Origin of the sequence: Siphonobacter sp. SORGH_AS_0500 (assembly GCF_031453245.1) — a bacterium.
GTDB lineage: Bacteria > Bacteroidota > Bacteroidia > Cytophagales > Spirosomataceae > Siphonobacter.
In genome coordinates this window covers 3437345-3451695 of sequence record NZ_JAVIYT010000001.1, presented here as the reverse complement: position 1 = coordinate 3451695, position 14351 = coordinate 3437345, and the positions used below count along the sequence as shown (strand labels likewise).

Annotated in this window: 11 protein-coding genes; 8 read left to right on the top strand and 3 right to left on the bottom strand. The window is 45.6% G+C overall.

Annotated features, from left to right (window positions below):
* Window positions 1-31: 31 nt before the first annotated feature.
* Entirely contained in the window at window positions 32-1723 is a 1692-nt protein-coding gene (gene polX / locus QE357_RS14850) for a DNA polymerase/3'-5' exonuclease PolX (protein ID WP_309708934.1), read from the bottom strand.
* A gap of 430 nt (window positions 1724-2153) precedes the next feature.
* Between polX and QE357_RS14845 the strand changes: the two genes are divergently transcribed.
* Both QE357_RS14845 and QE357_RS14840 read left to right on the top strand, forming a co-directional pair.
* On the top strand, window positions 2154-3470 hold the full coding sequence (locus tag QE357_RS14845; protein WP_106635696.1) for a UDP-glucose/GDP-mannose dehydrogenase family protein: 1317 nt from the start codon (window positions 2154-2156) through the stop codon (window positions 3468-3470).
* Window positions 3471-3534: 64 nt separating this feature from the next.
* Window positions 3535-4542, top strand: coding sequence for a UDP-glucuronic acid decarboxylase family protein (locus tag QE357_RS14840; RefSeq protein ID WP_106635697.1), 1008 nt, complete (start codon window positions 3535-3537; stop codon window positions 4540-4542).
* Between the two features lie 75 nt (window positions 4543-4617).
* Here the strand turns inward: QE357_RS14840 and QE357_RS14835 are convergent, their stop codons facing one another.
* Window positions 4618-5931: a hypothetical protein gene (locus tag QE357_RS14835; RefSeq protein WP_309708927.1), complete on the bottom strand. Its 1314-nt coding sequence runs from the start codon at window positions 5929-5931 to the stop codon at window positions 4618-4620.
* Window positions 5932-6152: 221 nt separating this feature from the next.
* Window positions 6153-6782: a DNA polymerase III subunit psi gene (locus tag QE357_RS14830; protein ID WP_309708924.1), complete on the bottom strand. Its 630-nt coding sequence runs from the start codon at window positions 6780-6782 to the stop codon at window positions 6153-6155.
* Between the two features lie 181 nt (window positions 6783-6963).
* Here QE357_RS14830 and QE357_RS14825 point away from each other — a divergent pair, with 181 nt between their 5' ends.
* The 6 genes from QE357_RS14825 to QE357_RS14800 all read left to right on the top strand — a co-directional run bounded on the left by QE357_RS14825 (window position 6964) and on the right by QE357_RS14800 (window position 14221).
* A complete protein-coding gene (locus QE357_RS14825; protein ID WP_309708921.1) occupies window positions 6964-8001 on the top strand; it encodes an agmatine deiminase family protein in 1038 nt (345 codons plus the stop codon).
* 150 nt (window positions 8002-8151) lie between these two features.
* Window positions 8152-8490 (top strand): n-acetylglutamate synthase, encoded by a 339-nt coding sequence (locus QE357_RS14820; protein WP_106635701.1) that lies wholly within the window; start codon window positions 8152-8154, stop codon window positions 8488-8490.
* An 84-nt stretch (window positions 8491-8574) separates the two neighbouring features.
* Window positions 8575-9234: a hypothetical protein gene (locus QE357_RS14815; RefSeq protein ID WP_309708916.1), complete on the top strand. Its 660-nt coding sequence runs from the start codon at window positions 8575-8577 to the stop codon at window positions 9232-9234.
* Window positions 9235-9362: 128 nt separating this feature from the next.
* Window positions 9363-11639, top strand: coding sequence for a peptidylprolyl isomerase (locus tag QE357_RS14810; protein WP_309708914.1), 2277 nt, complete (start codon window positions 9363-9365; stop codon window positions 11637-11639).
* Between the two features lie 105 nt (window positions 11640-11744).
* Window positions 11745-13097, top strand: coding sequence for a peptidylprolyl isomerase (locus QE357_RS14805; RefSeq protein ID WP_106635705.1), 1353 nt, complete (start codon window positions 11745-11747; stop codon window positions 13095-13097).
* A 161-nt stretch (window positions 13098-13258) separates the two neighbouring features.
* Window positions 13259-14221, top strand: coding sequence for a MoxR family ATPase (locus QE357_RS14800; protein ID WP_106635706.1), 963 nt, complete (start codon window positions 13259-13261; stop codon window positions 14219-14221).
* Window positions 14222-14351: the final 130 nt, after the last annotated feature.

Genomic DNA, 14351 nt, shown 5'->3' with positions numbered 1-14351 from the left:
ACTGATTTTGGTTCCGGTTTTCCGTGCTGATTTATCCGATTTTGCGTTTCGTGAAATACGTCTGGACTTCTTCTTTTTCTAAAGCATTAAAGGTCATTTCCTGCGTTAGTCCACCTTTGCGGGCTACGGCCACACCATAATGCATGTCCATATAGCCGTCAATGTGGTGAGCATCAGGGTTAATGGATACTAACACGCCTTTTTCCAGAGCATAAGGAATCCACCGCCAATCCACGTCCAGTCGGTAAGGACTCGCATTGAGTTCCAAAATAACACCATTCGCCGCACATGCGTCTATTAACTTTTTGTGATCAACGGGGTAACCGGGGCGAGAAAGTAACAACCGACCCGTTGGGTGTCCGATAATAGTGGTATATGGGTTTTCGATGGCGGTAATGAGCCGCTGCATGGCCCGTTCTTCCGTCATTTTCAGATTGGAGTGAACCGATGCCACCACAAAATCGAAGGTCTTCAGCACTTCCGACGAGTAATCCAACGAACCATCTCCCAGAATATCGGATTCAATGCCTTTAAAAATGGTGAAATTCAGTCCTTCTTTCTGGAACTGGGCGTTCAGATCATCCACCTGCTGATGTTGCTCATAAACCCGCTCCTCGTTCAACCCATTGGCATACGTTGCCGACTTGGAGTGATCGGCAATGCCTAAGTACTGCAAGCCTAACTCCGCCGCCGCCCGAGCCATTTGCTCTAAGGTATGTTTTCCATCCGACCAGGTTGAGTGGTTGTGAACGGTACCTTTCAGGGCATCCCAGGTGATGAGGTTTTTGCTTTGAAAAGCAGGGTCAAATTCCAGCTCGCCATTGCGTAACTCCGGCGATAGATAGGGCATGCCTAGTTTCGTATAAATCGCTTCTTCGGAATCATGAGGTTCCAGCAAGGCCGTTTTTAGAAGTGTAGTCGTGCCAACGGGTTTAATCAAATGTTTTTCATCCGAGGAGTGCACAAAAACCTGATTAACAAATTGCTGAGGTTTAACGATTCGCACTTCTACCGGAATCGTCCGGTCCAGAAAACGGCCTCGCCAGATGAACGGGGTAGAGGCCTTCTCATCGGGCGTAAGAAACTCCAGCGTATTCAGAAACGACTGCACTTCTGCTGGTTTTTCTGCGGAAACCACCAGTTGAATCAGCTCAACAATTTCCAGCTTGCGGCGGACCTCTCCGGTAATTTCAACTTTATACTTTTTCTCTAAAGCATCAAACAATACTTCAGCTAAAACCAGAGCCGCGTCCATGCGAAGTTTAGAGGAATTGGATTGTAGGAAGAGCAGATTCGTATGAATCGTTTCCTGCGTCTTTTCGCCGAAACCCTTCAGTTTGGCAATATCTCCGTTCTCACAAGCCAATAATAGCTGCTGCGTATCAGTAATGCCCAGCTCTTTCCAGATGGTACGAATTTTCTTCGGTCCAATTCCCTTGATTCTGAACATGTCCAGAATACCTTCGGGCGTGTTAGCTAATAAATCATTGAGATCTTTTAAAGAACCCGTCGTACGGATTTCATCGATTTTCGCAGCCATACTTTTCACTACCCCGGGAATCATCGAAAGCTCTTCGATGGGGGCAGTAAGCAGGTCAACGTTAGTTTTATCGAGATTAAAAGCGGCATTCTGGTAGTTACGAATTTTAAACTCGTTTTCACCGTGAAGCTCCAGTAGCTTAGTAGTCAGTTCGAAAATTTCAACTATTTCTTCGTTCGTCACGAGACAGGCAATTTTTTGAGCAAGATAAAACCCTAAACCTGTTTTTCCTGTTTTGTGGGATGATTTTACGGGTTAATAACTAGGAATGAGCTAGTTAAGTTTAGGGTGCAGGAACAGAATATAAAACGTGCAGACAACAGAAATGACGCTACTGAAAATCAGCAATTCAAAGGGATAACCCCCTAAACAATTCTTGATTTATGTCAGTTTAGTAAAAATGACGTATACATGAGCAAAGAGATTAAGATTGATTTTTAATAATTTACATAATGAATATAAAAAAATAAACATTCCAGTAACCGTATAGTCAATTTTCCAGTGTAGTCTTAGGCTTTATCTGAAAAAATATATTTTTGTGAGTCTTATTTTTTATAGATATTATTCCGTCAAGTCAATATCATTATAACTATTTCAACACACTGTCAATAGTATGAAATTAGCCGTAGTAGGGACCGGATACGTGGGATTAGTCACGGGCACGTGCTTTGCCGAAACAGGAAACCAGGTAGTTTGCGTGGACATCGATGCCCGCAAAGTCGAGAAGATGAAAAGTGGGATCATCCCCATCTACGAACCCGGTCTGGAAGAGTTATTCTTACGTAACACCGCTGAAGGCCGCCTCTCCTTCACGACTTCGTTAGCCGAAGGCATTGAAGGAGCCGAAGTGATCTTTCTGGCTCTACCCACGCCTCCCGGCGAAGACGGCTCGGCCGATCTTAAGTATATCCTGGGCGTAGCCAAAGACCTGGGCCCTTTGCTCAAACAATATACCGTCATCATCGACAAATCGACCGTTCCCGTGGGAACGGCTGAGAAAGTAAGAGCCGCTATCGCTGAAAAAGCTAGCGTGGAGTTCGATGTGATCTCTAACCCTGAATTCCTTCGCGAAGGCGTAGCCGTGGAAGACTTCATGAAGCCCGACCGCGTGGTGATTGGAACGACTTCGGAGAAAGCCAAAGCGTCTATGAACCGGCTGTATGCCCCGCTGGTGCGTCAGGGCAACCCCATTATCTTCATGGACGAGCGTTCAGCGGAGATGACCAAGTACGCCGCCAATGCCTTTTTAGCGGTCAAGATTACCTTCATGAACGAGATTGCCAACCTCTGCGAGAAAGTGGGAGCCAATGTCGATGACATTCGCCGGGGCATTGGTACCGACAGCCGGATTGGCAAACGCTTTTTGTTTGCCGGGATTGGCTACGGAGGCTCGTGCTTCCCCAAAGACGTGCAGGCTCTTTCCAAGACGAGTAGCGAGCACGACTACGACTTCCAGATTCTGGATTCGGTGATGAAAGTCAACGAAGAGCAGAAGACGCGGTTGTTGCCCTCGGTGCTGGAGTACTTTGGCGGAGACGTCAAGGGCAAGACGATTGCCGTATGGGGATTGGCCTTCAAACCCTACACCGACGACATCCGGGAAGCTCCGGCCTTGTATAACATTCGAGAACTGCTGGCGGCGGGGGCTCACGTGAAGGCGTATGATCCCGAGGCGATGGAGAACGTAGCGAATCTAGCGGATCTGGGCTCGAAGGTGACCTTCACCAAAGATGCCTATTCGGCGGTGGTGGATGCCGATGCGTTGATGATTATGACGGAGTGGCCTCAGTTTAGAACGCCGGATTTTGAGAAGCTCGAAGCGAGGTTGAAGAACAAGGTGATCTTCGATGGACGTAACGTCTATGAACTCGAAGACATGAAAGAGAGAGGCTATACTTACTTCTCCATTGGTCGTCAGAAAATTAATTAATACCTACCTAGAAGCGGAAAGAACCCAGTATCTTTCCGCTTCAATTCTTTTCTTTTAGAAACTTATGAAACGTGTGTTAATCACCGGAGCCGCCGGTTTTTTGGGCTCTCACTTAAGTGATCGCTTCATTAAAGAAGGGTACTACGTTATCGGGATGGACAATCTGGTCACGGGTGATCTCAAAAATATTGAACACCTCCGTTCGTTGCCCCAATTCGAATTTATTCACCACGATGTATCCAACTACATTGATGTTTCGGGTGAACTGGATTACATCCTGCACTTTGCCAGTCCAGCTAGTCCAATTGACTACCTCAAGATTCCGATCCAGACCTTGAAAGTAGGATCACTCGGCACGCATAACTGTCTGGGTTTGGCTAAAGCCAAAGGAGCCCGGATTCTGGTGGCATCCACTTCGGAAGTGTACGGCGATCCGCTAGTTCACCCGCAAACGGAAGATTACTGGGGTCACGTAAACCCTATTGGTCCTCGTGGGGTGTATGATGAAGCAAAACGTTTTCAGGAAGCGATCACGATGGCCTACCACCGTTACCACGGCGTAGAGACTCGCATTGTTCGCATCTTTAATACCTACGGTCCCCGAATGCGTCTAAACGACGGTCGTGTATTACCTGCTTTCATTGGTCAGGCTCTGCGTGGCGAAGATTTAACGGTATTCGGTGATGGTTCGCAAACGCGTTCTTTCTGTTACGTAGATGATCTCATCGAAGGCATTTACCGATTGCTCATGAGCGATTATGCCGAACCCGTGAACATTGGTAACCCCGGCGAAATCACGATCAAGCAATTCGGTGAAGAAATCATCAAACTAACCGGAACGAAACAACAGTTGATTCTCAAGCCTCTGCCGCAGGATGATCCCAAGCAGCGTCGTCCGGACATTACCCGTGCTCAGCAGATTTTGGGTTGGGAGCCTCAGATCAGTCGCGAAGAAGGGCTGAAACGCACCTACGAATACTTCAAGACCCTGCCCGAAGAGGAATTGTACAAGGCAGCAAACTATCGTTTCGGTACCCCTTACGAACAAGGCAGCCACACGATTAGCAAATAACAGTACCTAGTATTGATACAGGAAAAGGCCAGCAATTGCTGGCCTTTTCCTGTATTGAACAAATGAGTAATCAAGTTAATGATGACCGTTCATTCCACCGCCATTTACACTGGTTTGGCGGTCAATGGAAGAGGGTAATACGTGCCCCTGTTCTATAAATTTAGGCTCAACTTTTTCAGGTTCCGTATGCTCCCGACTAGAAGTGCCTTTCGCCAGTCCATCTTTAAACGAAGCCACCCGGCGACCGATTTCCGCATTTTTCTGATCTTCTTCCAACCTACGAATGTGATCTCGCAATTCCTGGCGGCGGTCGTTTAGTTCAGTAATGGGAGTGAGGTAATGGAGTTTGTTTTCCAGGGTTCCTTTCTGAATTAAATGCTCCGCAAGACCGTTTTCAATAGTGGCTAATTCACCTAATTTCTGGAGACGAAGTTTGCGTAACCGCTTCAGTCGCGGTCCGGCCTGTAACCATCGGAACCAGAATCCCTGAAGGATGGGGAAAGAAACCCCGAGGCAAACGGCCCCTGCCACCGCAAATAACACCCCCGAAAGTACGAACGATGCCAATGCAAACGGACTCGTGACTAAGCCCTGATTCAGTACATCGACCTGCTGCATCTGTTTTTCTACCTGTAAAATGGCAGAAGCAGAGTTAGGGTCGGCCTGCTGAATCTGAAGGTTCTTGATGTTCTGAGTAATAGCTTGTTTCATTTTGTCGGTTCGGTACGCTTCGTAACGGAACCAACCCAGAATGAATAAGGTAAGCACAGAAAAGACAGCCAATGTAATTTTGAAAGCTGCGTACAACTTCTGACTTTTCTCCTGATTCTGTAAATAAGGCCCCTCAATCAGACGGTCGTAAACGGGCTTTAATAAGACCGAGACCATCGCCAGACCAATGGCAAAAAACCAGGCTTCGGTCTGGTTACGAATGTTGAGGGCGTAGGCAACAATTTCGTGCGAGATAATTAAATCCCCCGCCACGAATGAAACACCAGCGACAAAATACAGAATCCCAGCAAATAGCGAATACTTGGGAGCGGCTTTCTGATAGCGTTCTTCCAGTGAAGTAATGTCCTGCTCGGTTTCCGCAATACGTTTACTTTGCCTTTCAACTTCTTTGTTAATTCCGTCAATTTTTACCAGATGCTGCTGGAGGGAAGCAAAAGCTTGCTGTTGATCCTGACGCGTTTGCCGGATTTCGCTGTCAACTTCGCGTAGTTCCTGTTGGTAAGAAACAATCTGGTTTTGTAACCGATCCGCATTCACGGTATTGGTTACAAAATCTGCATAAGCATCCGGGTTTACTCGCTCTAAGCCACTGCTATAGCCACGATGAAAATCCTGATTTTGCGAATCATCGGGGTTGTTCAGGGGTGGTTGTGTCATGATTTCTACGTTTTAAATGGGTCAATCGATTCTTCCATCCAATCCGGTTACGGGGTAGGGAAAAGGCAATGATTAGCACAGAAGAATGTAGAATTGTTTCGTAGAAAATGAAGCAGGATTAATGGAACAGCGGTGACACTAGATATATAAACGAAAAAAACGCCTTTCCCGTTGAGTAAGGTTCGAAAAAACTTAGAAATGCAAAAGAGCAGAAGGCAGACTTAAACGCCAAATAACTGTTTCAGAACCATCCACAAAGCCTTTTTCTTGGCTTTATCTTCATGGAAGTCTTTCAGGTGATCGACCATCACGAAATTGATATCCTGTACATTTCGAACCTGATAGGGCATCAGGAAAATCTGCAAACCAATCTTCTTCAGGGGAACGCCAAAGGTTAATACATGGTGCACCATTTTCCCACTTAAAAGATTCTGATGTTCTGAAACGGAAACCTGAGCAAGATCCAGTAAGTCAATGGTATCCAGTGAAAGATTGACCGATTTAAGGATATTCTGGAGCAAGTCTAAATCCTGCAAGGAAGGGTTCTCTGTCAATAGTAAAACCTGATGGCTAAGTTGAATCGGCTTAGGTTCAGCAGGCTTGACAGGTGGGGTAACTGGTTCAGGTAGAGTAACCACAGGGGGCGTTACTACTGCGGGTGCCGGAGTTTCGGCTACTGCCGGTTTTTCGATGATTTCCTCAACAAAAGGTACCGTAGGTGTCACCTCTTCTACCGAACTAACTTCTTCCTGCGTAGTTTCCTGAACTGAAATATCTGAAGAAACCAGAAAAAGCTGCTCCTGCGAAAAGAGTTGCTGTAAAAAAGCCGTATCACCCGAACCGTTCATCATGCCGCAAAAATACGGAGAGATTGGTAAGAAGCTTTCATTAAAACCAGGTTTAAGCCTGAAAATTGAATTTGGAGTGAGGTTAACTCAAAACGCTAAACCGATAACTGCAAACTCCCGTATCTTTGCCGCCTGATTCTGATACCGGGCTGCAACCAAACTTCCCACAGCAATCGTAACACTGATGACACCCAAAGAACAAGGTTTTTTCTTTCCTGCTGAGTGGCACCCGCACCGGGCTACCTGGCTGACTTTCCCGCATAACGACCACTCCTGGCAGGGAGACAAACTTGCCGGTATGCGTCCGCAGTACATTCAATTTATTAAAGCTATTTCTCAGGGCGAAAAAATTTGCATTAATGCCAATAGCGAAGCCCTTAAAATGCAAATTATCGGCTGGTTAACCGAGGCAGGCGTTGATCTCAATCAGATTGAATTTCTGATTAATCCTACCAACGATGCCTGGTGCCGCGACCACGGTCCAGCTTTTCTGATTAACCCCGAAACCAAACAACGCCAGATTGTAAACTGGGGCTATAACGCCTGGGGTGGTAAGTATCCACCGTATTCGGATGATGATGCTCTGCCTGTTAAAATTGCAGCCTATCTGGATTTGCCTTACGTATCACCGGGAGTGATTATGGAGGGGGGATCGGTTGAATTCAACGGAGCGGGAACGGTATTGACTTCCAAATCCTGTTTACTCAATCCTAACCGTAATCCCCATTTAACTCAGGGCCAGATCGAGCAATACCTGTGCGATTATTACGGCATGGAGCAGGTATTATGGGTAGAAGATGGCATCGTCGGTGATGATACGGACGGACACATTGATGATACTACTCGTTTCGTAAATGAAGATACCGTTGTGGCTTGCGTGGAAGCAGATCGGAATGATGAGAACTTTGAAGTGTTAAATACGAACCTTCAAATGCTTAAAGAAATGCGTCTGTTGAATGGTAAACAATTAAATATCATTGAGTTACCGATGCCCAAGCCCGTTTATATCAATGATTTTCGTACGCCCGGCAGTTACGCCAACTTCCTGATTTGTAATGCAGGGGTGATCGTTCCGGTGTTTGATAACCCTAATGATCAAATGGCGATTGATATTCTGGAAAAGGCATTTCCGACGCAGAAAGTGATTCCTTTGTTGGCTAATGAAATCATTTGGGGGCAGGGAAGCTTCCACTGTCTAAGCCAGCAGGAACCTTTGGTTTAGACGATACCGAATAAACGCCAGCGAAAAGCTAGTACACCGATGCCAGCTTTTCGCTGGCATTTCTTGCCTCTGCTATGTAAAGCACTGCCTTATGGATAGAGAATGCTGAAAGAATGCCAGCCTAACTTATTACCAAAACTTTAAAAACCTATGATTAACTACAACGGACGGCGTTTCCGAACAGCCGTTAATACTGAAAATGGGGAAGTAAATAATGAAACCATTTTTAACTATTACCAGCAAAATGGAGAGGTATGGGCCGATTATGCGGGTGGTTCCGTCATTCGTGGTTCGATTATTGGGAAGGTAACTGAAGAAGGAGCCATTGACATGGTGTATCATCATCTGAGCGAAACGGGTGAATTGCGAGCCGGAAAGTGTCACTCCGTGCCTGAAGTTATGAACAATGGAAAAATCCGTTTGCACGAAACCTGGCAGTGGACTTCCGGCGATGCTTCCTCGGGTCAGTCTATCATTGAAGAGGTTTAACAAAGTTCTTATCATTATTTAAGCATACATAGTTAGTTTTTAAAACGTTAACTATCATTCTAAAAACTAATAGCTACTTACCCTGTGTTGTCCCGACCTATTTATTTCCTGTTTTTCCTGATAAGCCTGACGGCCTGCAAAAACCAGAGCCGACGCTCACCAGTTGCGGTGAAGTTTCAGCCGACTTCCTTGAAAGCAGTTACCATTCAGGAGAAAATTACCCGTCAGGATGAACTCATGTTGGCGTATACCCTGAGCGTACTCGATGAAAATAACCATCTCATCAATACCCAAAATGGTGCTTGGGGTGTACAGCGAACTAAAAAAGGCGATCAGTTTACGGCTTTTCCGGGTTTAAGCATTGAAGTGCCGCCGAAGAGTCGGGTAGTAGCCACTGTCGTATTAATGGAAATTGACGATTACAGCAAAGCTCAGAAACTGGTTACCGATATTCGAAAATATACGGGTTACGCCGGAGCGGCAGCGAGTTTATTACAGGTAACCGAACTGACCAATCCGGTGGGTTATTTTCTGTTATCGCTTCAGGCGGCGGGATTGGTATTAAATAATTCCAACCGAATTGATCCCGACGATTTGTTAGGGTCTTTCAGCCGAACGTATACCTACGAAGAGGTAGCGAAAATGACAGCTACGCAAACTATTCCGCTGAAATTCAGTGCTGATACTCGCTTTGACAGCTATGAATATCAGTTGAATTTTCAGATTTCCCGGCAATCACGCTAGGGTTTTACCGATGGGGCTGGCCCCTCCCTAACTTAGAAAAATAGGTCACTACGCGGAGTTTCGCTATCTTTGAGCAATAATTTGGCCCGAAATTCGGTTATGCTCGGATGAACCCCAATTGCTCAGGTATGTATAAATCACTTCGGTGGATCGCTTTGGTTTTTTGCTTTCAGGATTTTACTGCTTTCGCTCAACAATCCAATGATCCAGTTTTGATTACCATCGGCCCTAAAAAGGTTACGGTGAGTGAATTCATGTATCATTACAAGAAAAACCCGGTCGGAGCTGACAGCCTAACCGAATCCGCCGGAATTCGAGAATATCTTCCCCTTTTTATTAATTATAAACTCAAGGTACTGGCGGGCGAAAGTCGGGGAATTGATACCACCGCTGACTTTAAAGAAGAATTAGCTGGCTATCGCAAAGTGTCGGCTCAGTCCTTTATTACGGATAAAAAAGTAACGGAGGCTTTGGTAAGAGAAGCGTACGAAAGGCTGAAAGAAGAAGTCAATGCGTCGCATATCCTGCTGGAAGTAGCCCCTAATGCTTCACCCGAAGACACCTTACGCATTTACAACCAGGCTCTTTCTATCCGTGATCGGATCAACAAGGGAGAACCTTTCGAAGAATTAGCCAAACAGTTTTCCAAAGATCCTTACGCCGCTAAAAATGGTGGAACCTTAGGCTGGTTTACGGGTTTGCAAATGGTTTATCCCTTTGAAACGGCTGCTTATACTACCAAGAAAGGTGAAATCTCGATGCCTGTCCGCACCAAGTTCGGTTACCACCTAATTCGGGTGAATGACCGTCGGAGTAGTCAGGGAAATATTCAGGTAGCTCATCTGTTTGTTCGCGTACCGGGGCATGCTACGGATGCGGATAAAATGACGGCCAAGACAAAAATTGAGGAAGCTTACGGCGAACTGCAACGCGGCGTTCCGTTTGATGCCGTAGTGAAACAGTTTTCGGAAGATGCCAGCACGAAAAATGCTGGAGGAGTAATGCAGCCCTTTGGAACGGGTAAAATGTTACCTCCATTTGAAGAAGCCGCGTTTGCTTTAAAGAAAGAAGGAGCGTATTCGGCCCCATTTCAGACGCCTTATGGCTGGCATATATTAAAGCTGGTAAAGCGGATTCCGCTACTTGATTACGAAGAAATGGTAGGGTACTTACGAACGAAAGTGCAGTCAGACGAGCGTTCGAATGTGAGCAAGTCAGCAGTACTTCGCCGCATTAAGCAGGAGAATAAATTTGAGGAGAATAAAACGGCATTGGCTGCCGCTCTGGAAAAAGCTACGCCTTTGCTGGCAGACGGAAAATGGCAGGCTACGAATGATCAGAATCTCAACGGGCAGTTACTTTTCCGCATTGGATCTGACATGTATCGGGTAAGTGATTTCTTCGATTATGCTCAGCGAAATCAGAAACCTCAACCCGGAGCGAACCCTCAAGCCCTGCTGAAAACGCTTTATAATGCTTACGTAGAAGAGAAAAATCTGGCCTACGAAGAGGATCATCTGGAAGCTAAAAATCAAGATTTTAAAGATCTGGTTCAGGAATACCACGACGGCATGTTGTTGTTTCAGATGCTGGAAGAAAACGTGCAGGGGAAATCCCTGACGGATACAACCGGACAGCGTCAGTTTTTTGAACAAAATCGGAATAAATATCAATTAAGTCCTCGCGTCCGGGCTTCGGTGTTAAGTGCTTCCACACGTCCGGTGCTGGATCAGGCGTTAAAGGCTCTGGCTAAAAGCCCTTATGTGATTAACCGGAAAATTGAAGACCTGACGTTTCCTAAAGGACAGACCAAATTAACGGAGGCCCAGCGGGAGAAGCTTTTCGACCTGATCGTGATTTTAAGTAAAAACCCAGCGTATCAAATTGCCATTAGTGGACATGCGGATGCTGGGGAGGCTGATTCCTGCTCAGCCGGTCGTTTACGAAGCGTGGTGAACGAGTTGACCAAACGCGGCAATATTTCAGCTACCCGCATTGTTGAAGTTGATGAAAGTAAATTTAAGCCTGTTTCAACCACCAATCGCGACAAAAATCGTCGGGTAAGCTTTAGTTTAACGACTACTTCGAAACAGGACGTGGTTCGTCAGTTCAACGTAGCGAAAGCCAATACTTTAACGCTGGAAGATGGGTATTTTCAGAAAGGAGATAATAAATTCATTGATGGGATTACCTGGAAAACGGGTAAGCAAACCCTTGAAAAAAGCGGACGTTTTGTAGTCATTGATGTAACGAACGTGGACATGGCCCGAACCAAAACTCTGGGAGAAGCCCGTGGACAGGTAATTAATGATTACCAGCAATACCTGGAAAAAAACTGGGTAGAGTCTCTGAGAAAACAATTTCCGGTTCAGGTGAATGAAAACGAGCTGAAAAAGCTTAAGTAATTAAAAAGAAACTGCAACGTTAGGAAAGCATGCAACGTAACGTTAGTATTTAGCATCAATCCAATAGACACCCGTTTTCTAACTATATTACCTACTTAATTAAAAATGAAGAAATTATTCGGGCTGTTACTCCTGTTTTTGCCAGTGCTGGGCTTTGCTCAGGCCACGAAGGGTAAGGTCATTGACGGTGTGATCAGCAAAGTGGATAACCACTATATTCTCCGCTCTGATTTAGATCAGATGTATTACCAGTACCAGAACGAAAATCAGAAAAATCCTCCTTCGAAGTGTCAATGTCTGAATAGCTTGATTATCAATAAGGTAATGTTAGCAAAAGCAGAGATTGACTCCGTAACGGTAGAGGATCGTCAGGTGGACGGCGAACTCGAAGGCCGGATGGATCAGATGATTCAGATGTACGGTTCGCAGAAAAACATTGTCGAACAATTTGGCAAAAGCATAGAGCAACTGAAAGCGGAACTTCGCTCGGACGTGAGAAATAATCTGCTGGTGCAGGAAATGCAGCGGAAAATCACGAGTGACGTAAAGATTACGCCTAATGAAGTACGGAAGTTCTTTAATTCCATTCCCAAAGACAGTCTTCCTTATTTCCCTTCGGAAGTGCAGGTAGGCCACATCATTCGATTGGCAGAAGTAACCAAGGAAGAAACCGATGCTTTGAAGCAACGCTTGCTGGAATATAAAAAACGGGCTTTAGCAGGCGAGGACTTTGCCCAGTTAGCCATAACGTATTCCGAAGATTTGGGTAGTGCCCAAAGCGGTGGTTTGTATCAAAACGTGAAACGGGGTACCATGGTATCGGAGTTTGAAGGAGCCGTTTATCGCCTCAAACCCGGTGAATATTCTGATCCCGTTGAAACAGAATACGGCGTTCACTTAATCAAACTGGAAGACATGAAAGGCGAAGTCTATACGGCTCGTCACATTCTGCTGCGTCCTGACTATAATCGTCTGGATGTAACGAAAGCAACGAAATACCTGGATTCGGTTCGTACGCTTTTAGTAGATAATAAAATTACTTTTGAGAAAGCTGCCAAAGAGTTTTCTGAAGATAAAGCTACTGCTGATGTAGGAGGCTGGATTCAGGATCCGGAAACGCGGAGTACGCGTCTGGCTTTGGATGAAACGATGGACCACAGCCTTTACTTTACGCTGGATTCAATGCAGGTAGGTACGTATTCAACAATTTTGCCTTACCGTTCCGGCGATGGTAAAGTAGGTGTTCGGATTATTTATTACAAAGCAAAATATCCGCCCCATTACGCGAACCTGGAGGAAGACTACCAGAAGCTGCAAAAAATTGCCTTGAGCCGGAAACGAAACAATGCTGTTGAAAAGTGGTTTAAAAAGACAAAAGCTGAAGTGTTCATCCAGGTACGTGATGAAGAGCTGAAAACCGAATGTAGCGATGTTGTGGCGGCCTACGGGCAACAGTAACAGCATCTGTTCGGAATAAGCCGGAGGAAAGGGTTTGAATGCATTTGAAGAGGTAAAAGTTTGTAATGATGAAAATCTTGCATTACTTATCTTTTCAAATAGATTCAAACCCTTTTTCGTTTATTAAAATCAAATAACTGGTCCCTAACCCTATTTTATTTATGGCGTATTCTTCCGATGTAGAGGGTGTAAAAGCCCTGAATGAAGCTTACCAGAAATTACATGCTGAAATTACCAAAGTAGTCATAGGGCAGGACGATGTAGTAAAGTTGTTACTAACGGCAATTTTCTGTCAGGGTCATTGCTTATTAGTGGGCGTGCCCGGACTGGCTAAAACCTTACTGATTCAAACCATGGCAAACGCTCTGGATCTGGATTTTAACCGGATTCAGTTTACGCCGGACTTAATGCCTTCGGATATTACGGGATCAGAAACGTTGGATAATGACCGCAACTTCCGATTCATCAAAGGTCCCATTTTCTCAAACATTATTCTGGCGGATGAGATCAACCGGACGCCTCCTAAAACGCAGTCGGCTCTGCTGGAATCCATGCAGGAGTATGCGGTTACCATTGCGGGGCAGAAGTATGGCCTAAGCAAGCCTTTCTTTGTACTGGCTACCCAAAACCCGATTGAACAGGAAGGAACCTATCCCTTACCCGAAGCCCAGCTTGATCGTTTCATGTTTATGATCCAGTTGGATTATCCCAAATTTGAAGCTGAACTAGCGATTGTAAAAGCGACGACCTCGGATATACGTTACGAAGTGAAGCATCAGGTAACGGGGGAAGAAATTCTGTACTTCCAGCAATTGGTTCGTCGCGTCCCCATCGCGGACAATGTGGTAGATTACGCCGTTCGTCTGGTTCACAAAACGCGTCCCCGCACGGAGCTGGCCTCCAAAGAAGCCAATGAGTTTCTGGAGTGGGGAGCAGGGCCCAGAGCCTCGCAGAACCTGATCCTGGCGGCCAAGTGTAATGCCTTATTTAGCGGAAAATTTTCACCGGATATTGAAGATGTAAAAGCCGTTGCCCTGGCCGTATTACGCCACCGGATCGTCCGAAATTTCAAGGCTGAAGCTGAAGGCATTTCGGTTGAAGATATTGTCAAACGAATTGTTTAAACCCTCATAATTATTTGATAGTATATTTTTACGGTTGTAAAACGTTGACTGGTACTCTATCAACTGACAACCGCAGCCGCTAAAAACGATCCAATACATACGTAATAAAGAAGCCCGGTTCATCACTGAT